This window comes from uncultured Jatrophihabitans sp., assembly GCF_964251945.1.
GTDB lineage: Bacteria > Actinomycetota > Actinomycetes > Mycobacteriales > Jatrophihabitantaceae > Jatrophihabitans.
The window spans coordinates 78,886-99,969 of the sequence record NZ_CAXULP010000008.1; the positions used below are offsets into that span (position 1 = coordinate 78,886).

A 21,084-nucleotide genomic window follows, 5' to 3' on the forward strand; every position below is an offset into this window, starting at 1 on the left:
CAGCACGATCGCCGCACGTCTGGAACGCCGAGCTCACCGGAAGTCCCGGGACCGGACGTGCAGGCCCAGATGCAGCCGGTCGATGCGTTCGGCCAGCACGTTGAGCACGCCGTCGCTGGTGTGCTCGAGCATGCCGCGGATCAGCAACCCGCCCGACTCGCGCGCCACCCGCCGGTGTCGCTGCCACACCGCCTCTTCGACGATGACGTTCACCATCCCGGTCTCGTCCTCGAGGTTGAGGAACGTGACGCCGCGTGCGGTGGCCGGCCGCTGCCGATGAGTGACGACGCCGCCGACGGTGACCCGCGTGCGGTTCTGTATCGCGCGCAGCCCGCGCGCGGTCACCACGCCCAGCCCGTCGAGCCGCGGCCGGATCAGCGCCGTCGGATACTTGTCCGGCGTCATCTGCGTCGCCCACATGTCGGCGATCAGCTGCTCCGGCTCGGTCATCGCCGGCAGCTGCGGCGGCGCGGACTCCTCGAAGGTGACGACGTCCAGCTGGCCGGGACGCGCGGTGGCCGCCGCGCCGGCGCCCCAGAGCGCGTCGCGCCGCTCGATCTGGAAGCAGTCGAACGCGCCGGCCGTGGCGAGCGCCTCGACCTGGTCGGCGGTCAACCCGACCCGGCGGGCGAGATCGGCCATCGACGTGTAGGGGCCGTCGGCCTCGCGAACGGCAACAATCGTCTCGGCGAGCTCGGCGCCGATCGTGCGCACCGACCCCAGCCCCAGCCGCACCGCCGGCTGCGGCGCGTCCAGGCACGGGCACTGCGACGCGCCGTCTCCGTTTTCAAGCGACGCGCCCGCCAACGACACCGCCAGCGACGGCTTGCGGATCTCGATGCCGTGCCGTTTCGCGTCGTGGATCAGCGACTGCGGCGAGTAGAAGCCCATCGGCTGCGCGTTGAGCAGCGCCGCGCAGAACGCCGCCGGGTAGTGCAGCTTCAACCAGGACGACGCGTAGACCAGCAGCGCGAAGCTGATCGAGTGCGACTCGGCGAAGCCGAACGCGGCGAAGGCCTGGATCTTGTCGTAGATCGTCTCGGCCGCCTCGCCGGTGATGCCGTTGGCAGCCATCCCGTCGAAGAGCCGGATTCGCATCGCGTCGATCCGGTCGCGGGATCGTTTCGAGCCCATCGCCCGGCGCAGCTGGTCGGCCTCGGCCGGGGTGAAGTCGGCGACGGCGACGGCGATCTGCATCAGCTGCTCCTGGAACAGCGGGATGCCGAGCGTCCGCTCGAGCGGCGCCTCGAGCCGGGGGTGCGCGTAGGTGATCGCCTCCTCGCCGTTCATGCGGCGGATGAACGGGTGCACCGAGTCGCCCTGGATGGGCCCGGGACGGATCAGCGCCACCTCGCAGGCGAGGTCGTAGAACTTGCGTGGCTTCAAGCGCGGCAACGTCGCCATCTGCGCGCGCGATTCGACCTGGAAGACGCCGATCGAGTCGGCCGCGCAGAGCATGTCGTACACGCACGGCGCCTCTTTCGGGATCGTCGCCAACTCGTACGTGACGCCGTGGCAGCCGGCGATCAGCGTGAAGCAGTACTGGATCGCCGAGAGCATGCCGAGCCCGAGCAGGTCGAACTTCACCAACCCGATCTGCGCGCAGTCGTCCTTGTCCCACTGCAGCACCGTGCGGTTCGGCATCCGGCCCCACTCGACGGGGCACACCTCGATCACCGGCCGGTCGCACATGACCATGCCGCCGGAGTGGATGCCCAGGTGCCGCGGCGCGTTCTGCAATTCAGCAGCAAGCTCGACGACCCGTGCGGGGACGTCGGCGAGCTCTTCGGCGGTGCTCCGGTCGCCCGGATCGGGGGAGGGCAGCTCGCCTGCCGCAGGGTGGCTGGGCGTGTAGGCCCAGTAGTAGCCGCGCTCGATCTCCTTGCTCCAGGCGTCCTGTTGGCCGACGGAGTAGCCGAGCGCTTTGGCGACGTCGCGGACTGCCGACTTCGGCCGGTAGCTGATGACGTTCGCGACCTGCGCGGCGTGCTCGCGGCCGTGCATCTCATAGACGTGCTGGATGACCTCTTCGCGGCGGTCGGACTCGATGTCCAGATCGATGTCAGGCGGCTCGCCGCGTTCGGGCGCCAGGAAGCGCTCGAACATCAGGCCGTAATACACCGCGTCCACGGCGGTGATCCGCAGCGCGTAACAGACCGCCGAATTCGCCGCCGAGCCGCGCCCCTGGCACAGGATGCCGCTGTCCCGGCAGAACGTCGCGATCTCCCAGACCACCAGGAAGTAACCCGGGAAGTGCAGTTCCTCGATGATCTCCAGCTCGTGCTCGATCATGTCGAGCGCGCGCGCCTCGTGCGGCAAGCCGGCGAACATCCGCGCGGCGCCCTGGTAGGTCAGCCGGCGCAGGTAGGCCATCTCGTCCAGGCCGTCCGGGCAGGGGAACGGCGGCAGGTCGGGCGCGATCAGCGACAGCGGGAAGGCGATCTCCGCGGCCAGCCGCGCGGCGTTGGACACCGCCGAGGGCCAGCGGGCGAACCGGGCCGCCATCTCCGCGCCGCTGCGCAGATGCTGCCCCGACCACGCCGGCAGCCAGCCGTCGATCTCGTCCAGGCTGGTTCGCGCCCGCACGGCGGCGAGCGCGGTGGCGAGCGGGCGGCGCGGCGGCCCGTGGTAGTGCGCCGCGGTGGTGGCGACCAGCTGCAGCCCCAGCTCGGCGGCGAGCGCGGCCAGCACCTCGTACCGCTCGTCGGCGAGCGGATCGAGCTCGTGGGTGAGCTCGACGGCGACGTTGTCGCGGCCGAACCGGTCGACGAGCCCAGCCAGCGCAGCCTGCGCTGCCGCCTCGCCGCCAGTGCCGCCGCGCTCGAGCGCCCGGCGGACGTGGCCCTTGCGGCAGCCGGTCAGCACCAGCCAGTGGCCGGCCGCCTCGTCGGCGAGGGCGTCGAGATCCGGATAGACCGGCCGGCCCTTCGCGCCGCCGCGCAGGTGCGCCCGGCCGATCACCCGCGACAGCCGCGCGTAGCCCTCGGGATCGCGGGCGAGCGCAATCAGGTGCGTGCCGGGCGGGTCCGGGACGCCGACCCGCGCCGCGACCGACCGCTGCGCCTGGGTGCTCGGCAGCGCGACGTCCAGCGACAGCTCGGCGCCGAAGCCGGTGGCCAGCCCGAGCTTCTCGGCGGCCTCGGCGAAGCGGACGATGCCGTAGACGCCGTCGTGATCGGTGAGCGTCAGGGTCTGCAGGCCCAGTGCGACCGCCTCTTCGGCGAGTTCCTCCGGCGCGGACGCGCCGTCGAGGAAGCTGAAGGAGGAGTGCGCGTGCAACTCGCCGTAGGGGGTCGGCACTGGCGATGCTGCCGGGGATGCTGCCGATGTGGGCCAGCGTTCGGCGGGCTCATACGCGGCGCGCTTGCGCGACCAGGCCGGGGAGTCGCCGCCGTCGCCGGCCGGCTCGAGCCGGGGCGGCCGCCCGGACAGCCGTCGCTCGAGTTCGCGCCACGGCATGTCCGGGTTGTTCCAGCCCACGTTGTGGACATTAGCTCACAGTTTCTAATACGCCAACTTGCCCGCGCTTCGTCGGGTGGGGGCACGACGAAGCGAGGACAGGTTGCCGAAGAAGTGGACGTTCTGTAACCAACGGCTTGGACGTTTCGTCTATACATACCGCGGCGTGCCGACCGATGAGTCAGGCATGACCTCCGCACCGCTCGAGCAGATCGCTGAGCCCGCTCGCCGCGAGTGGTCGATCGACGCGATCATCGACGAACAGGCGATCCGCACGGTGTTCCAACCGGTGGTCGATCTGGCGTCCGGGTCGGTGGCCGGGTTCGAGGCGTTGACCCGCGGCCCGGCCGGCACCGCGCTCGAGTCGCCGCTGGCTTTGTTGGACGCGGCGCGGGTCGCCGGCCGAGTGGGCGAACTGGACTGGCTGTGCCGAACGCAGGCAATGCAGATCGCCGCCGACGCCGGCCTGCCGGAGACGCTGTCGTGGCTCATCAACGTCGAGTCCGCGGGATTGGCGATGCCCTGCCCGGCGCACCTCCTGCCGGCTCTGGCGCGGGCGCGGGCGGACCTCCGGGTGATCCTGGAGGTCGTCGAGCGTGACCTGCAGGGCAACGTGCTCGAGCTCATCCAGGCCACCGACCAGGCCAGACGCGATTCCTGGGGGGTCGCGGTGGATGACGTCGGCGCCGAAGAAGGATCGCTGGCGTTGTTGCCGTTCCTGCGGCCGGACGTGGTCAAGCTGGACATGTCGTTGGTCCGAGCGCTCCCCGACGCGCAGGCCTCGGCGGTCACAGCTGGCGTCCGCGCCTACGCCGAGCGCTCCGGAGCGGTGATCCTCGCCGAGGGCATCGAGAGCCAGGAGCAGGAGCAGCTGGCCAAGGTGTTCGGCGCGACCTACGGGCAGGGCTACTACTACGGGCGGCCCGGACCGCTGCCCGCCGCAGTGTCGGTGAGCGACCCCATACCCCTGCGCCAGCATCTGCTGCCGCTGGACGGGCGCACCCCATTCGAGATCCTCTCCACCACGCGTAGCACGCACCGCGCGGCCAAAGAGCACCTCTTGCACATCAGCGCCCACCTGGAGGAACAAGCCAGCGTCGGGTCGCACGCGTCGGTGCTGCTCGCCGGGTTCCAGAACACGCGCTACTTCACTGCTGGCAAGCAGGCCCGCTACCGGCAACTGGCCGAGGCGAACGCGCTGACGATCGTCCTTGCGAAGGACCTGCCGTATCAGGACGAGCCGACCTACCACGTCGGGCCGCTGCCGGACGGCAGCCGGCTGGGCGCGGAATGGGTGGTCATCGTGCTCAATCTGCACTACGCGGCGGCGTTCGCGGCGCGGGACTGCGGGGACACCGGGCCCGACGGGCAGCGCCGCTTCGACTTCGTCTACACCCACGACAGACCGGCCGTCGTCGACGCCGCCCGCGCCTTCATCCAGGATCTCGGCCCGGCCCGCGCCACAGCGCCGCGGCTGGCCGCCGAACAGCCGGGCCCCGCCGAACAGCCGGGCCCCGCCGACGAGGCGGACGGGCGACCGGTCGCTGTGCCATCGCCTGGGGCCGGTGACATCGTCGGTGTGGTCAGCCCCGGCACAGGGGGCAGCGCACTCGCCGCCACGCTGGCCGCCTGCCGCGGGGCGGTGGGCTTCCGGGCGACGTCCGAGGTGGTGCTGAACTACCTGAACACGACCATGCCGATGGCGAGCTGGTCCATCACCCGCGTCGAGAACGACCGCCAGACCCACATTTACCTCGGCGACAACGACTACGGGCTGAGCATCGGCGACAACCATGCCTGGCAGGACTCCTACTGCGTGCACATGGTCGCCGGGACGGCGCCCCGCATCGCCCCGGACTCGGCCGCCGTGCCCGCCTACGCGGCGGCCCGGGTGAACCGCGACATCCAGATCGGCGCGTACGCCGGCGCGCCCATCATCGAGCCGGACGGCAGTCTGTTCGGGGCGATCTGCGGGCTGGATCGCAGCCCTCGTCCCGAGCTGGATCAGCTCGCAGCCACCCTCGATCTCCTCTCCGAACTGCTCACCATCGCTCTGGCCAGCGACCGAGCGCTCAAGGAGGCCGAGCGCACCTCGCACGCCGCACTGACCTACGCGACCACCGACGCGCTCACCGGCGTCCACAACCGGCGAGGCTGGGATGACGCCATCACCGCGCTCGACCTCGACTTCGCCACCTTCGCCGACCCGACTGTCATCGTCGTCATCGACCTGGACAACCTCAAAGAAGTCAACGACGGACCTGGCGGACACCGAGCAGGGGATCAACTGCTGCGCAGCGCCGCCGCGGTGCTGCGCCGCCACACCCGCGAGAACGACTTTCTCGCCCGAATCGGCGGCGACGAGTTCGGCATGATCATCGCCAACTGCGAGGCGGCCAACGCCCCGGCCCAGGTCGAGCGCCTCACCCGAGCCCTCGAGCGCGCCGCCGTGCCCGCATCGGCCGGCTGGGCAGCGCTGCGCCCCGAAATCACCGTCCACCACGCCATCGACCTTGCCGACCGCGCCATGTACGACGCGAAAATGCAGCGACGGCTGAAGAGACGGATGGCCGCGAACGCGCAAGCCTGAGGGGTCGCCCGGGCGTCAGTCGCCGAAGCGGACGGCCAGCATCGCGACGTCGTCTGTCGGGTGGTCGCCGATCATGTCGACGCGCACAGCGTCGAGAAGCTCGCCGGGTTCGAGTCGGTAATGAGCGCGCGCGACGTCGAGCAGCCGTTGTCGGCCGTGGTCGATCGACTCGCTGCGGGTTTCGATGAGGCCGTCGGTGTAGAGCAGGAGCGTGGCGCCGGCCGGTATCGAGTGCTCGTGGTCATGTCGCACGGCGCCGGGGGTCACCCCGAGCAGGATGTCGGTGTCGTCCTCGAGGACGAGTGCCGTGCCGTCGGCGTGGATGAGGATCGGGGCGGGGTGCCCGGCGTTTGTCCAGCGAACGGTGGCGACGCTCTCCCCGTCGGTGGCGTCCTCCACATTGACCAGGATCAGGGTGACCAGGGTCTTGAGCTTCAAGTCGCGCAGCAGCGAGTCGAGGCGGCCGACGACCTCCGCCGGACCCTGACGGTTCTCCCACACCAGCGCGCGAAGCAGGTTGCGAAGCTGCCCCATCATCGCCGCGGCGGCAATGTCATGTCCCATGACGTCGCCCACCATCACGGTGAGCGCTCCGGACGGCAGGAGCAGCGCGTCGTACCAGTCGCCGCCCACCTGGTGCTCTTCGTTGGCGGTGACGTAGCGGGCCGCCATCGTCATGCCGGCGACACCAGGCAGGTCGCTGAGCATGGCCTGCTGCAACGCCACCGCAACCGCGCGGTCGTGGCGGCTCGCCCGGGCCAGCTGCCGGTTGGCTTCCCGCACTCGTTCGACCGCGACTGCCGCGGCCCGGGTCGCCAGCGCGACGGCGGCCTCGCGCTCCCGGGTGGTTGCCGCGAGCTGCACCGCGGTGGCGGTTGTCGTGGCCTGCATGGCGAGTGCCGTGTCGCGGACGTGGTTCTCGATCACGACCTCTTCGGCGGAGTTCCGTGCCGCGATGGCTTCGGCGGTCGCCTCGACCGTGCGCGCGACCAGGGCCGCCGCCACCGCTGTCTGCTCGGCTTGGGCGACAGCCGCAGCATCAGCGGCCGTCGCGGCGCGGGCTCGCATCGCCGCGTCGGCCCGGTCGCTCTGCGCGTTGGACGAGGTGGCTGGCGACAGCGATTCTTCGACGACCGCGGCGGAGCGGGCAGCGGCGATGGCGGCGAGTTCGTCGGCCCGCGTCTGCACCGCGTCAGCTGTCTGGGCGGCCGCCTGGGCCACGGTGGCAGCTGCCTTCGACGCGGCGGCGGAGCGTGCCCCACGCGCGGACTGGGCGGCCGCGGCGGCGGTGGCGGCGGCTTGGCTGGCGGCACGCTGGGCATCCACCGCCTGCTGGTCGCTGACCGGCGCCGGCGATTCGCCCGGCTCGGCCGTCTTGGGCAGCGCCAGCTCGCGCGCAGCCGCGTCGGCCTCGGCCCGGACCACGGTCGCCGCCGCCAGCACGTCTCGCTTCGTCGCGGCGGCGGCGGAGGAGGTGACCGCGGCGACCGCGTCCGCGTCGGCGGCAACTGCGGACGCGACGATCCGGGCTGCGGCGGCCGTCTCGCCAGCCTGCGATCGAGCGGTCGCCGCGACGAGTTCGGCTTCGAGCGTCGCCGCCCCGATGTCCGCGTCGGCCGCGGCGTCGGCGTGCAGTAGTCGTTCGACTGCGATTCGGACGGCTGCGGCGGCGGCGGTGGCGGCGGCGAGCACGTCCGCCTGGTCCTGCACGCTCACGGCCGTGGCAGCTGCCCGATCAGCGACGTCTGCGGCCGCGCGGGCGTCCGCCTCTTCCCGCGCCAGCCGAGAAGCCTCCGCGGCGCGCGCGACCGTCACGGCCGCGGCAGCGACGGCCTCTGCGGCCTTTTTCGCGGCTTGGATGATCCCGGTGTGCATCTCGCCGGCCAGCGTCTGCTCGGCGGTGGCGGCGATTGCGGTGGCCTCGGCGACCACGGCGGCGGCGGCCGCGCTCAACGATGACCCGTCAGCTCGCCCCCTGGAGGACAGCGCGTCGACGGTGAAGCCATCCAGGGTCTCGCTCAGCGCGTCGCGGCACCGGGCCCGGAAGGCGGCCGCGTCGGCAAGCTCGTCAGTTGCCTCATCGACCGCCTGAACCAACTCCTCGCGAGAAGGCGAACCGTGGCCCGAGTCGACGAACTGGGCCAGCTCCGCCTCGGTCCGCGCCAGTTGGTTCTCGGCGAGATACAGCAGCCTGGTCGCCCGTCGATCGAAGGCGAACGCCTCGTCCACTCGCGCGCGCACGCTCAGGTGGACGAGGGCGGACCCGTTCGTCATCAGATCGCGGCTCGGGTCGTCACTCGAGGTGCTGGCCGCCGGTTCGACGTCGACGTTCGATGCCTCGGGCGATGCTGTCTTAAGGACGTGCCGGGTGAAATTCATGTCGGAGGTCATTGCGTGCCTCAAGCGGACGCGGTGTTCTGCGCCCTGTTCGACCCGAGGTGCCACCGTGGGGGGAACCCCATCGGGCGGTCGACCAGCAAAACCTGCGAGCACTGTTCATCCCCAACCTTGCCACACCAGCCGAGACTCCGCGTACGCGCAATAACACGCGCAGTAACACCAGTGTCGAGTAGGTCGGGTTCCGGGTAGGTCGGGTTCAAACGGCGGCATGCGGCGCGGTTGCTCGTCGGCGCAGCGCGACGATTGTCGTGATTACGACGTTGAGACCGAAAGTCTGGCGGTATCGCCCATGTGAGGTGATAAGCGAGTATGGTCACTCTCGGCTGACAAAGCAGCCCCCCGGAACGCATCCCGCCGCGGATGCCGAGCATTCGCTCAGGCCGGGACGTCCGGACAGGCATCGACTCCTCGGGAGCGAACAGCCGGATCATCGCAGCGCTGACAGCACTGTCGCGCACGATCCGCACCGACGTGAATGTGTCCGCCGCAGGAGACAAGCACATACGGGTGCAGGTCGAGTCGAGACGCCGGCACTGACCTCTTCGACAACAACTTCTCGTGGTCGAGCGCGCTGCGCCGGCTGCGACTTCCGCTCGGTGTCGCTCCGCGGGGGAGCACATACCGAGCGGGTCGGTTCCCGGGGGAGCCGACCCAGCGGGGGCTGCCCGCGGTGTGCCCGTCGAAACGTCGTGCTTCACAGCATTGCGGGGACGACGAGCACACCGCGGTCAGTGCACTTGCGGTGAGGCAAGGAGCGGACAGTGGAGGTCACGAACGGCGCATTTGATATCCGCGAGGTATTCGATGTCGTGCGCAGCAGTGAGGCGCCGGTATTGATTCTGAAAGTGCCTTCACAGGAGATCGTCGCGGCGAGTGCCGGCGCGCATGAATTGCTCGCGGACAACGGCGAGGCGGTGGTCGGCCGCGAGCTGAGGGAATTCACCGAGGCCGAGGCGTCGGACGCGATGTCCTTGCTGGGCGCCGGCCGGATCACCGGCTACGAAAGCGTGCAGACTCTCAAGCGAACTGGTGAGCGACGGCGCTTTTGGATAAGGACGGTGCAGGATGCCGCGCGGGCGGTCGCGATCGCGGTGCTGCTCAAAGAGGACGCCGCAGGGCGCGCCTTTGTGCCGTGGGAGGACGACGGGTCGCCATCACCGGTGATCGGTTCGACTGACGCCGCGCTATTGATCGATCGGATCAGCAGCGATGTGTTCGACTCTTTCGGCTATCGGCCGCAGGAAATCATCGGCTCCTCGTTCCTTGCGTTGGTCGCCCCGGAAGATCTGCCTGATGTGTTGTCGGCCCTGGGTGGGGCCGCGAGGCACAAAGAGGGGCTCACCCTGCGAGTGGGCGTCGTCAGCGCTGATCGAGGCGTCGTGACGAGCCAACTCGTCCTGCTGCCGCTCACGCCTGCGCCTAGTTGCGCATTCGCGCTGCTCACCGAGGACGCGGAGGGCTCAGCAGACGCGCAGGCCATCGCCGACGTGATCACCCGCTTGGGGCGCGGAATTCGAGGCGCGTTGACCTCTCATGCCGTCGCGTCCACGACCCTGCGTTCTGATGTCGACCTGGGCAGACTCTCCAGCCGCGAATTGGAGATCGTCGCGCTGCTGATGGCCGGCGACCGGGTGTCCGCGATCGCGAAACTGCTTTTCCTCAGCGAGGGCACGATTCGCAATCATCTGTCGTCGGTGTTCGGCAAACTCGCCGTCGGCACCCAACAGGAACTCATCGAACTGCTCCGCGCGCCCGCGCATTCGGTCCGCGCCCTTTAAATAGAACTCGCCTTGACCGTTGAGCTGCGGGGGATAGCTCGCCGGTCAAGGCGAGATGTTCGGTGGTGCGCCAGCATCGTGCCCGACACTGGTTCGCAGAGCTTGTAACAGCCCCGCAACTACGAGCATGCGCCCCCGTCGGTTGATTAGCGAGGACGCAATATCACGACCATCGCACTATCGTCTCCAAAGGTGGTGCCGGAGCTGCTGCGATAGGGCGTTTCTCATGGCCGGCGCCTACGTCGCCCGGCCGAAAGCAGCACCAAGCCGATGACCAATAGCGCCAGCCCGACCCCGGTGAGTTCGACGACCGCGACACCGGTGGCCGACAGCCCGGCAGCGGCTGCCCCTGGCTGGCTTCCCACCGGCGTCGTTGCGGCGGAATGCCGCGACGTCGGCGTCGGAGTTGCTGTCGGTGTCGGAGTTGCTGTCGGCGTCGGCGTCGGCGTCGGCGTCGACGTCGACGTCGACGGGGACACCTCGACGCTCAGCGTCGAGCGCACGGTTGCCCCGGAGCTGTCCGCGGCCTGATAGGCAACCGACGCCGTCGCCCGGTAGCCGCGCGCCGGCACGAAGCGAACGGTGCCCGCGGACACCCGCCACGTCCCGACACCGGCGACGGCGAGTGACTGGACACACGCGCCACTGCCCGGCTCGACGAGGCAGAGGCTCGACGTCACCCAGTGGGCGCCAAGGCTCGGCTGGTCGTCGGCGAGTGGACGCAGCGTGACCGGTTTGCCGTCGGACCGCATGCTGTCCGGCCGCGCGACTGCCTGCGGATCGCCGAATTCCTCGACGCGTACGACAGCAGTCGTCACCGTGCCGTTCGCGTCCGCCACCCGGTAGCTGACAACGCTGCGACCGGCGAATCCCGGGACGGGTGCGAAGTCGACAAATCCGTCGGCCACGACGGCGAACGTGCCTTGGCCGGCGATGGTCACCTCGGTTGCCGTGTGCCCCGAGGCCGGGTCGACCAGTTGGACGCTGGTGGGGTCGAGCGGGACTGCCGGGTCGCCCGGCTGGTCGTTGCCCAGCACGTCGATGGACAGCGTCGTGCCGGGCGCCGCGGTGACGGTGTCGTCCGTCGCAGTCGGGGTGACCGTGGCGACGCTGACGGTGATCGACGAGGCGGCGGTGTTGCCCTGGCGGTCGGCGACCCGGTAGCCGACCGAGCTCGCGCCGGTGAAGGCGTGGACGGGCGTGAACGTCACGGTCCCGTCCGCGGCCACGTCGTAGGCGCCGACGCCGGCGACGAGCAGGTGGGTCGTCGGGCTTGCCGGATCGGCCGGGTCCACCAGCACGAGCGTGGTCGGGTCGAAGGTGGTGCCGGCGCCCGGCACGTCGTTGGCCAGCGGGTCGAGCACTGTGGCAATGCCCTGCTCGGTCGTGCCGTGATCCTGGCCGGCGACCGGGCCCGTGCCGACGGTGACGGTCAGCTGCGCGCTGTCGGTTTCGCCGTGGCCGTCGCTGATCGTGTAGCTCAGCGAGTCCGTGCCGCTCCATCCCGCGGCCGGGACGTAGCGCACCTGCGTGCCGCCGGCCACGATCGTCGCCGTGCCGTGCGCGGCGCCCGACACCGCGGTCACTGTCAACAGGTCGGCGTTCGGGTCGCTGTCGTTGGCCAGCACGTCGACCGTCACCGGCGTCGCGTACGGGGTGCTCGCCGTGTCGCCGACGGCGAAGGGCGCCTGATCCACGACCGTGACCCACACCGTCCCGGTGGCGGCGCCGCCACGCGGGTCGGTCACCACGTAACTGAAGGTGTCCGCGCCGGTGAAGCCGGCAGCCGAGGTGTACCGCACGCCGTAGGCGTCCAGGCTGACGGTCCCGCCGTGGGCGCTGGCAGGGTCGAGCGACAGCAGCGACAGGGCCTCGCCGTCGGGGTCGGTGTCGTTGCCCAGCACGTTGACCGTGGTCGGTACGCCCGTGGCGGCGATCGCCGAGTCGGGATTCGCCACCGGGTCGCGGTTCTGGACGTCGACGGTGATGGTCGCCGTCGACAGGCCGCCGCGGCCGTCGCTGACGGTGTAGGTGAACACGTCGGGGCCGGCGTAGGCAGCCGACGGCGTGTAGACGATGTCGCCGTAGGCGTCGACGGTCGCGGTCCCGTGCGCCGGCGTGGACACCGCGGAGACGGTGAGGGGGTCGTCGTTGGGGTCGGAGTCACCGGCGAGCGCGTCGATGGTGATCGGCGAGCCGGCCGCGCCGGAGGCGACTGCGGGGTGGTCGATGGCCACCGGCGGCTGGTTGGCCACCGTCACCGTCACGGTGGCGGTGTCGGTTCCGCCGTTGCCGTCGCTGATGTCGTAGGTGAACGAGTCGTCGCCGAGGTAATTGTGGGTCGGCGTGTAGGTGATCGTGCCGTCGCCGTGCACGACCGTGCTGCCGTGCGCGGGCGTGCTCGTCCCGGCCACCGTCAAGGTGTCGAGGTTCGCGTCGGTGTCGTTGGCGAGCACATCGATCACCACGCTGCGGTTCACCGGCACGAGCGCGATGTCGTCCTGCGCGGACGGCGGCTGGTTCGCGACGGTCAGCGTCACGTGCCCCGTCGAGGCGCCGCCGTTGCCGTCGGAGACGGTGTAGGTGAAGCTGTCCGGTCCGGCGTAGGACGGGTCGGGGGTGTAGACCACGTCGCCGCTCGCGTCGAGGGCGACCGTGCCGTGGGTGGACCCGCTCGTGCCCTGGACGGTCAGCGTGTCGCCGTTCGGATCTGCGGCGTGGCTGACCACGTCGACAGTCGTGGGCGATCCGCCGCTGACGGTCGCGGCGAAGTCGCCCGCCGTGGGCGCCGCGTCAGCGGTGGTGATTGTCAGGTGGGCGGTCGCGGTGGTTGTCCCGTCGCTGATCGTGTAGGTCATGGTGTCGTCGCCGCTCCAGCCCGCCGCCGGCGTGTAGCGGATGCGGGTCGAGGCGCGCGTGCCGGTGATCGTCGCTGTCCCGTGATTGGCGCCGGTCACCGCGGTGACGGTGAGGGGGTCTGAGTTGTCGTCGGTGTCGTTGGCGAGCACGTCGCCGGTGACCGGGGTCAGGTACGCCGTGGACGCGGTGTCGTCGGCCGCCACCGGCGCCTCGTTCGCGATGGTGACCGTGACCGTGCCGACGTCCGTCCCGCCGGCCCCGTCGCTGACGGAGTAGGTGAAGGTCGCCGTCCCCTTGCCGAAGGCGGCCGAGGGCGTGAAGGCCACGGTCGTCCCGTCGCTCGTGACGGCGCCCTTGTTCCCGCTCGGCTGGCTGACCGCGCTCACCGACAGGGCCTGGCCGCTGCCCGGGATGTTCGGGTCGGTGTCGTTGGCGAGCACCGGGATCGTGACCGCGGTGCGCGGCAGTGTGCTCGCCGAGTCCGGCTGGGCCTGCGGCGGCGCGTCGGGGATGGTCACGTGCACGCTCGCCGTCGCCGTCCCGCCACGCCCGTCGGACAGGTTGTAGCTGAACACGTCCGCGCCGACGGCCCCAGCGGCGGCGGTGTAGGTGATCGTCTGGTCGGGATTCACGACCACGCTGCCCTTGGCGGGCGCGTTCGACCCGGGGGTCACCGTCAGCGGGTCGCCGTCGGCGTCGCTGTCATCAGCCCGGACGTTGATCGTCGCGGCGCCTGCGGACGTGGTGGCCGAGTCGTCCGCGGCGACCGGCGCGGTGTTGACGGCGGTCCGCACGGTCGCGGTGTTGTCCGCGGAGCTGTCGTCGACGTTCTGGCCGGCCACGGCGGCCGTGTCGGCAGCCGGGTCGCTGACCGAGTCGAGCCGGAGGACGATCTGCACGCTCGCCGAATGGCCGTTGGCGAGCGCGCCGATCGGGCAGGTCACCTGGGCCGCCGCGGTCGTGCACGTGCCCGCGCTCGGCGTCGCGCTGACCACTGTCGCGCCGGCCGGCAGGGTGTCCGTGACGGTGACGCCCGGGTCGTCGTACGGCCCGGAGTTGACCGCGGTCAGGGTGTAGGTGACGTTCGTGGCCGCGCCGCGCTGCACCAGGCTGAGATCGGCCGTCTTGGTGATCGACAGCGCGCTGTGATGGCGCGCCGCGGCGGCGATCGCGGTGTTGCTCGCGCCGGCCACCGCGAGGCCGTTGAGCCGCCCGGTGTAGGTGATCCGGGCGGTGTTGTTGATCGACGCGCCGTCGGTGATGTCGCTGTTCACCGTGACGTCGAAGGTGACCGTGGCGGCCGACGCGCCTAACGCCACGGTCCCGCCGTCGGTCGAGCCGGCGCCGGCGCCCGCGCCGGTGCCCAGGTTGACCCGGACGGCGTTCGTCCCGGCGTTGTAGCTGCCGACGTCGTCCCCGGCGGCGTCGCTCAGCGCGCCCCCGCCGGCCGTCAAAGAGCCGGCCACATAGCTGGTGCCGGCCGGCACGGTGTCGGTGAAGATGGTGTTCACCGCGTCGTCGGCCCCGTTGTTGGCGCTGCTGATCGTGTACCGCAAGGTGTCGCCGGGTTCGGGCACGCCGGACTGGATGTTGCCGCTCGCCTTGCGCACCACCTGGACGGACTTGGTCGCGGTGATGCTCGGCGAGTACAGGTCGGTGGCGAAGGTGACCAGGCCCGGGTAGTACGTCTCGCCGCCGGTGTTGGAGGTCAGTTCGATGTGCGCGCTGGTCGCGTTGTTCGACAGCACGCCGTTCTCGTTGAACGTCGCCTGGTCGTAGCCGAGCTGGTTCAGGTAGTTCGGACTTCGGGTCGAGGTGTCCGCGCCGTTGTCGCTGATGACGGAGGCGAAGGTGTTGGCCACCGGGTGCAACGCGTCGTGCACGTTCTGCAGGTCGGACGTCGTGTTGCCGAGCTGCATCTGGTCGCCCACCGAGCCGGCGTCGCCCTCGTAGGAGATCGCGCCCAGGGTGGTTTTCACCGCCCCGCTGAGCGGGGTCTGGAACCCGGAAACCGGGATGTCCACGGTGTTGCCGCCGGCGACCGAGCCGTAACCGGCGAACACGGCCAGGTTGCGCGGCGGGTCGGTCGGATTCGAGTAGGCGACGGTCAGCCCCCAGCCTGCGTACTTGTTGGCGCCGGTGCCGGCCTGCACGTTGGCGACGGTGTAGGAGCCGTTGCCCGCGGCCTGCACCAGGCCGGTGACGTCGGCGTAACCCTGGTAGGGGCCGCTCGTCCCGGACAGGAACGTGGTCCGCGTCGATGACACGGACTGATAGGACGCGGCGCCGGCGGCCCGGAACTTGACCTGGCCGGCGCTGGCCGGGGTCGGCGCCGCGGCCGGTGTGCCGGACCCGTACGCGGCGGTGTTGACGGTGATCGCCGCGCCGGCCGTGGTGTCCCCGCCCCAGGTCAGTGCGGCGAACAGGACCGACGCGCCGCTCGGGATGGCGAGCGTCGAGCTCGACGAGTCGAAGGTCGAGGGGTCGGCGTCGACGTCGACGTAGGTCCCGAAGTAGGCGTTGTTGTTGTTGTCACCGAGGGTGGTGTTGGTGTTCGTGCGGGCGGCCGCGCACTTGGTCGCTGCCGTCTGACAGGTCATCGAGGTGTTGCCGCGGATCTGGATGTTGCCGCTGGTGTTCACCGAGTAGACCTGCGTGAACGGGCTGGTGATCGCGGCCTCGGCGGGCACTGGCGTCGTCACTGCGAGCCAGGAAGTCAGGGCCAGGGTGACTGCGAGGATGGCGCTGAAGCGCCGCCGCGCCCGCCGGGCTGCCGGGAAACGTCCTGGCAGCCGTGCGGGTTTGCGATCTGGTGCCGTCTCGGAGCGGCTTACCAACCCGACCGGACGGGGCGCGGCGCCCCTCTGGAAACCCAACCGTCGCGCACGAGAGGCTCGGGGGAGCTGAGACCCGTCGACGCGACCACACCTGCTGCATCGGCCGCCGCGGCCTTAACCTGAGGCTGCCGCAACGCGTGCCCGAGCTCCGATGCCGAGATCCGATGCCGAGATGCGATGCCGAGCTCCGATCAGGCCGGAGCCAGCGAGGTCACGCTCCTTCGTCGGCGTGCGCGTCCCGCACGCGCGCCCGCGCTCTGCGCGTCGACTCCTGAACCAGGTTCTGGGCCACGACCGCCAACTTGACGTGCTCGTGCTGGCTCATGATCCGCAGCCGGATGAACGCGTCGCTCGCCGAGACACCGGTCCTCGACATCACGATGCCGATCGCATGATCGATCGTCGACCTGGTCTTGAGCGCGGTCTCGAGCCGAAGGGCCGTCTGCTGCGCCTCGTTCAGGACCAGCGCGTTGTGGACCGCCACCGCTGCTGGCGCGGCGAATTTCTCGCCGATGCCGCGCGACGAGCCGTCGAAGGCGTCGCGCGCGTGCGCGTACACATTGATGGCGCCGAGGATGTCTCCGTTGAAAACCAACGGCAGCGACAACGCGCTGTGGACGCCGAGCTCGGCTGCCAGCGGCCCGAACGTCGGCCAGGACGCGTCCTCGCCCAGCGCGCCCGAACTATTGGTACTGCCGGTCGCCGCGGCAGAAATACACGGTCCCTCACCAAGGCGGTACTGGATGGCGTCGACGTCGCGGACAAAGGTCTCTGACGCGACGATCGTGTCGTGCCGCCCCGCTTCGACCACTGTCACGCCGGCGCCGTCGGCGCCCGGCACGGCCGACATCGCGAACGACGCCACTTCGGTGAGCAGCTGCTCTATCGTCCCGCTGTCGGCGACCAGGCCGGCGAGACCGGCGACAGCCGCCGTCAACCCAGCGACGTCGTCATCGGCCGACGACGCCCGCGGGATTTCGCGATTTGTCATGCAACACAGCCTCCGCCGCACTGTCAGCAGCGCACGAGCCCGGACTATGTCCGCGAATGAGCGACGACGTCGCTCACGGAACAGCGAAAGCAGTTCCGGGTCCGGACCGGCTGTGTTCTCAGCGATTCGAATGGTAGCCCGCGCCGTCGCCAGAGTTCAGGTCTGAGTCGCCCGCAGCTCGGGCCACGTGCAATTCGATCGTTTGCCGGACAGCAGCGCCGCTTCGACGCGGGGAAGCCGCGCGCTCAGTCGTAGACGGCGTCCACCTGCCAGCGCGGCGGTTCGTCGGCGGTCGCGCCCGTCCCCATCGTTCCGGTGACGAGATAGGCGCGGCCGCGGACGTCGACGATCTGGCAGCGCACCACTCGGCGCGCGGACTCCGCGCTCCACCACCGCTCGTCCACCGGCCACGGACCGGCCCAGGACGTGACCGCGGTGACGGCGTTCGGGTCGCCGCTTGAGCCACCCATGCCGAACAGCGCGGGCGGCGCCGACATCGCGCCGCGGTCGGTGACCCGCACCGGCCGGCGGGCCGCGTCGAGCAGCTGGGCCGGCCGCGGCGGGTCGAGCAGCACCGACGGCGCCGGGGCGGGCAGCTGCCCGGGCCACGGCTGCTCGGGCGAGCGCAGCGGCGTCGGCTCGTCGCCCCAGGGCACCAGCCGGGTGCGCGCGCCTGGGTCGCGGCCGCCGTCCAGCACCGGCGTGAGCACCGAGCCGTGCCCGAGCAGCGTCTGCACCCGGGCGAGCGCCCGGCCGGCCCGCTCGTCCTCGGCGCCGGACCCGCCCCACAGCGCCTGCTGATGCGTGCCGGTGGGCACCACCTCGATCGGCGCGAGGGTCAGCCTGCTCACCCCGCCGGTCGGCCGGTTCGCCGTCGGGCTCGCCAGCCACCCCTCGAGTTGCCAGCGAACCCGGTCCAGCACGTCCACCGTGGACAGCACGCCGGCGTGCCGCCACCGGCGCACGGTCTGTTCGCCGTTCTCCGACGTGGCCTGCAGCTCGAAGCACGTGCAGGCGAGCCCGTGCTCGGCGAGGTCGGTGATGAACTGCTCGGCGACGCCGCGAGCGGAGAACGCGACGGTGTCCACTCGGTCCACCGCCGGCTCGAGATCGAGGGTGACGGTGAACTCGACCGGCGGACGGCGCCCGGACACCGGCTGCTCGTCCACCCCGCCGGCCTGCCGGTGCGCCCAGAGCCCGTCCGGTCCGAAGCGGGCCAGCACGTCACGCGCTGGCAGCGCGGCGAACGCGCCCAGCGTGCGCACGCCCAGCCGGCGCAGCAGGTCGATCAACGGCGCGACGCCGGACGGGTCCAGCACGCTGACCGGCAGGTCGCGCAGGAAGGCGGGTGAGCCGCCGGGCTCGACGACCAAGCCGCGGCGAGCCGCCTGCTCGGCGGCGAACGCGCCATCGGCGATGCCGATCAGCACGTCGGCGCCGGCGCCGCTCGGCAGTGTCCGGCCGGTTCGGGTCACCGCCGGGACCTCGGCCAGCCCCTTCGACAGCGCATGCAGCACGCCGGTCTCGCCGCCGAAATACCGCGTCGGGCCGCGCACGCCGATCGCCGCCAGCCCCGGCCGGGTGATCTCGACGCCCGGGGCGATCGCCTCGAGGGCGGCGACGACCGGCTCGAAGATCCGCGCCTCAGCGGCTTCGTCGCGGGGCAGCACGACGAGCTGCGGGCAGCAGCCCTGGGCCTCCCGGCGCCGCATGCCGCGCCGCACCCCGTGTTCGCGAGCGGCGTGCGAGCAGGCGAGGACCCGGTTGGCGGTGACGACGGCGATCGGCGCGTCTCCGTCAAACCCAGCGTCGGACCCAGCGTCGACGCGCGCGGTGGTGACCGGCCAGTCCGGACACCACACGCAGATGCGCCGGTTTTTATCCGCCGGGTGCGTGCTCATCGCGTGCTTCAGCCGGCGAGGTCGATGACGGGCTCAATTACTGGAGAGGCGATGGGCGCTGCCGGCAGGACGCCGCCGCCGTCGGCGGGCAGCCAGAGCGTCGTCGACCGCGGTCGGGCCGCCTGGCCACGGCCTGCCGCGCTCACGCGCACCTGCCGCGCGCGCAGCCGTCCGGCGCCCTGGCCGAGGCCGGACCACACGCCGTCCTCGGCGCTCAGCCGCACGTCCGCGCCCGGCCACTGCGCGCCGTTGTCGGCGGCGCTGAGATTGTCGGCGGCGCCGAGGTAGGGGACGAGCACGGCGTCCTTGCTGCGCGCCCGGGCGGCGAGGCGGCGCACGTCGCCCGGGCTCAGCCCGCGCCCGCGCGGCGGCCGGACGGCGACGATGTCGACGGCGTCCAGCAGCGCGCCGACGGCGGTGGCCCAACCCTCGCCGGGCGCCGGGATCAACGCCAACCGGCGGAGCTCGACGCCGTACTCGCGCGCGGCCTCGGCGCTGATCCGCGGAAAGCCGACGAGCGCGCACCAGCCGCCACCGGCGGAGGCCGCGCCAAGCAGGGCGAGCAGCAGCGACGTCGAGCCGCGGACGCTGACGGTGCTGCCGCGGCGCAATCCGTCGGGCAGCACCGCCCGCAACCCGTCGGCGACCGGCAACGGCGGAACTGCCCGGACGCCGACGTGCCGCCAGTCGACGGCAGAGCTACCGTCTGCCTTGCGGATGGCGACATCGAGCATGCGGCCATTGTCGAACTGATGTTCTAAATCTGTCAATCGAGCTCGGCGTGTCGGATCCAGTGCGCGCTGACAGGATCTGCACCGTGGCTATCGACGGCAGCGGGTCGCTGCTGCTGCTCGCGGCCGGCGCGGTCGCCGGCGTGATCGGAACCGCCGGCGGGATCACGTCGCTGGTGTCCTACCCGGCGCTGCTCGCGGTCGGGCTCGGACCGTTGTCGGCGAACGTGGCGAACCTCGTGGCGTGGGTGGCGTGCTGGCCCAGCTCTGCGCTGACGTCCCGGCGGGAGCTGAAGGGCAACTCGGCCATCCTGGCGACGGCTGTGCCGGTCGCTGCCGTCGCCAGCGGGGCCGGGTCGCTGCTCCTCGTGGCCACGCCACCCGGGGTGTTCGGCAAAGTGGTGCCGTGGCTGGTGTTGATCGGCTCGGCCGTCCTGGTGGCGCAGCCGGCGATCACGGCCCGCCGCGGCGCGCGCCACAGCTCGGGGGATGCCGCGCTGTTGGCCTGGGTGGCGGTGCTGTGCGTCTACGGCGGCTACTTCGGCGCAGGCTCGGGCATCATGCTGCTGGCGGCGCTGCTGCTCTTCCACGACCCTCGGCTGCCACACGCCAACGCGCTGAAGAACATGCTGGTCGGCGCGGGGGCGCTCGCCTCTGCGGTGCTGTTCGTGTTCGCCCGGCCGGTCGTCTGGTCCGCGGTCGGACCGCTCGCCGCGGGGCTGTTCCTCGGCAGCCTCGTGGGCCCGCTCGCCGCCCGCCAGCTGCCCGCCGCCGCCGTGCGCTGGACCGCGGCGATCCTCGGCGTGGCCTTGGCCGTCGACCTGTGGGTCCACCCCGGTTGACGGCGCCGCGCTGCCGCGACGCCTTGGCACCCCGTCCGACCGCCTACCAAGATCCACTAGCCGGTCGGCCGGGGTGCCAAGCGCCGCGCTGGGACACGGGGCCGCCACGCGCTGCGGCTCGCGCCGGCAGACTGGTCGGATGCGGGTCGCCGTGCTGTCCGACACCCACTCGCCGAGGTTCTGGAAGCGCTGCCCGCCGGCGGTCGCCGCCGTGCTCGACGGCGTGGACGCGATCCTGCACGCCGGCGACGTCTGCCTGGCCGAGACGCTGGACGAGCTCGCGCAGTTCGCGCCGGTGCACGCCGTGCGCGGCAACAACGACGGTCCGGACGTCGCCGCCTGGGGCGCGCCGGACACGCTGCGGCTCGAGCTCGGCGGCCTGCCGGTCGGCATGGTCCACGACAGCGGGCCGGCGCAGGGCCGCGGCCCGCGGCTGCGCCGGCTGTTCCCAGACGCCCGGCTCGTCGTGTTCGGCCACTCGCACATCCCCTGGGACGTCGAGCTGGCCGGCCAGCGTGCGTTCAATCCCGGCTCGCCGACGGACAAGCGCCGTCAACCCCGCGGCACGATGGGCGAACTCGTGATCATCGACGGCGAGCTGGCCGCCGCGCGGATCTTCCCGGTGACCTGAGCGAGTCCGGCCCACCCGTCCGGTGATCAACTCGGGTTGCGACCCGGCCAACCGGGTCGTGCACC

General features: G+C 71.5%; 10 protein-coding genes. 4 read left to right on the plus strand and 6 right to left on the minus strand.

Translation table 11 applies throughout. The annotated features are described in order from the left end of the window. Positions 1-33: 33 nt before the first annotated feature. On the minus strand, positions 34-3,480 hold the full coding sequence (locus ACFFBG_RS15280) for an error-prone DNA polymerase (RefSeq protein WP_375480209.1): 3,447 nt from the start codon (positions 3,478-3,480) through the stop codon (positions 34-36). Between the two features lie 166 nt (positions 3,481-3,646). Here ACFFBG_RS15280 and ACFFBG_RS15285 point away from each other — a divergent pair, with 166 nt between their 5' ends. Continuing rightward, entirely contained in the window at positions 3,647-6,049 is a 2,403-nt protein-coding gene (locus tag ACFFBG_RS15285; RefSeq protein ID WP_375480211.1) for an EAL domain-containing protein, read from the plus strand. A gap of 15 nt (positions 6,050-6,064) precedes the next feature. On the opposite strand, the gene ACFFBG_RS15290 is transcribed toward ACFFBG_RS15285, so the two are convergent. After that, positions 6,065-8,428: a PP2C family protein-serine/threonine phosphatase gene (locus ACFFBG_RS15290; RefSeq protein ID WP_375480213.1), complete on the minus strand. Its 2,364-nt coding sequence runs from the start codon at positions 8,426-8,428 to the stop codon at positions 6,065-6,067. Positions 8,429-9,210: 782 nt separating this feature from the next. Here ACFFBG_RS15290 and ACFFBG_RS15295 point away from each other — a divergent pair. After that, positions 9,211-10,227 (plus strand): LuxR C-terminal-related transcriptional regulator, encoded by a 1,017-nt coding sequence (locus ACFFBG_RS15295; RefSeq protein WP_375480215.1) that lies wholly within the window; start codon positions 9,211-9,213, stop codon positions 10,225-10,227. A gap of 224 nt (positions 10,228-10,451) precedes the next feature. On the opposite strand, the gene ACFFBG_RS15300 is transcribed toward ACFFBG_RS15295, so the two are convergent. The 4 genes from ACFFBG_RS15300 to ACFFBG_RS15315 all read right to left on the minus strand — a co-directional run bounded on the left by ACFFBG_RS15300 (position 10,452) and on the right by ACFFBG_RS15315 (position 19,549). Then, positions 10,452-15,776, minus strand: coding sequence for a beta strand repeat-containing protein (locus ACFFBG_RS15300; protein WP_375480217.1), 5,325 nt, complete (start codon positions 15,774-15,776; stop codon positions 10,452-10,454). A gap of 358 nt (positions 15,777-16,134) precedes the next feature. Continuing rightward, on the minus strand, positions 16,135-16,914 hold the full coding sequence (locus tag ACFFBG_RS15305; RefSeq protein ID WP_375480219.1) for a GAF and ANTAR domain-containing protein: 780 nt from the start codon (positions 16,912-16,914) through the stop codon (positions 16,135-16,137). A gap of 245 nt (positions 16,915-17,159) precedes the next feature. Continuing rightward, positions 17,160-18,815, minus strand: a complete 1,656-nt coding sequence (locus ACFFBG_RS15310; protein ID WP_375480221.1) for a DNA polymerase Y family protein — start codon at positions 18,813-18,815, stop codon at positions 17,160-17,162. 8 nt (positions 18,816-18,823) lie between these two features. After that, positions 18,824-19,549, minus strand: coding sequence for a hypothetical protein (locus ACFFBG_RS15315; RefSeq protein ID WP_375480223.1), 726 nt, complete (start codon positions 19,547-19,549; stop codon positions 18,824-18,826). A gap of 83 nt (positions 19,550-19,632) precedes the next feature. Here ACFFBG_RS15315 and ACFFBG_RS15320 point away from each other — a divergent pair, with 83 nt between their 5' ends. Beyond that, positions 19,633-20,388 (plus strand): sulfite exporter TauE/SafE family protein, encoded by a 756-nt coding sequence (locus ACFFBG_RS15320; protein WP_375480225.1) that lies wholly within the window; start codon positions 19,633-19,635, stop codon positions 20,386-20,388. Positions 20,389-20,527: 139 nt separating this feature from the next. Then, positions 20,528-21,019 (plus strand): metallophosphoesterase family protein, encoded by a 492-nt coding sequence (locus ACFFBG_RS15325; protein ID WP_375480227.1) that lies wholly within the window; start codon positions 20,528-20,530, stop codon positions 21,017-21,019. Positions 21,020-21,084: the final 65 nt, after the last annotated feature.

What these genes read in the sequence shown, in the direction of transcription:
- ACFFBG_RS15305 (WP_375480219.1), bottom strand. Translation starts at nt 16,914, where the DNA reads ATGACAAATCGCGAAATCCCGCGGGCGTCGTCGGCCGATGACGACGTC.
- ACFFBG_RS15315 (WP_375480223.1), bottom strand. Translation starts at nt 19,549, where the DNA reads ATGCTCGATGTCGCCATCCGCAAGGCAGACGGTAGCTCTGCCGTCGAC.
- ACFFBG_RS15310 (WP_375480221.1), bottom strand. Translation starts at nt 18,815, where the DNA reads ATGAGCACGCACCCGGCGGATAAAAACCGGCGCATCTGCGTGTGGTGT.
- ACFFBG_RS15325 (WP_375480227.1), top strand. Translation starts at nt 20,528, where the DNA reads ATGCGGGTCGCCGTGCTGTCCGACACCCACTCGCCGAGGTTCTGGAAG.
- ACFFBG_RS15290 (WP_375480213.1), bottom strand. Translation starts at nt 8,428, where the DNA reads ATGAATTTCACCCGGCACGTCCTTAAGACAGCATCGCCCGAGGCATCG.
- ACFFBG_RS15285 (WP_375480211.1), top strand. Translation starts at nt 3,647, where the DNA reads ATGACCTCCGCACCGCTCGAGCAGATCGCTGAGCCCGCTCGCCGCGAG.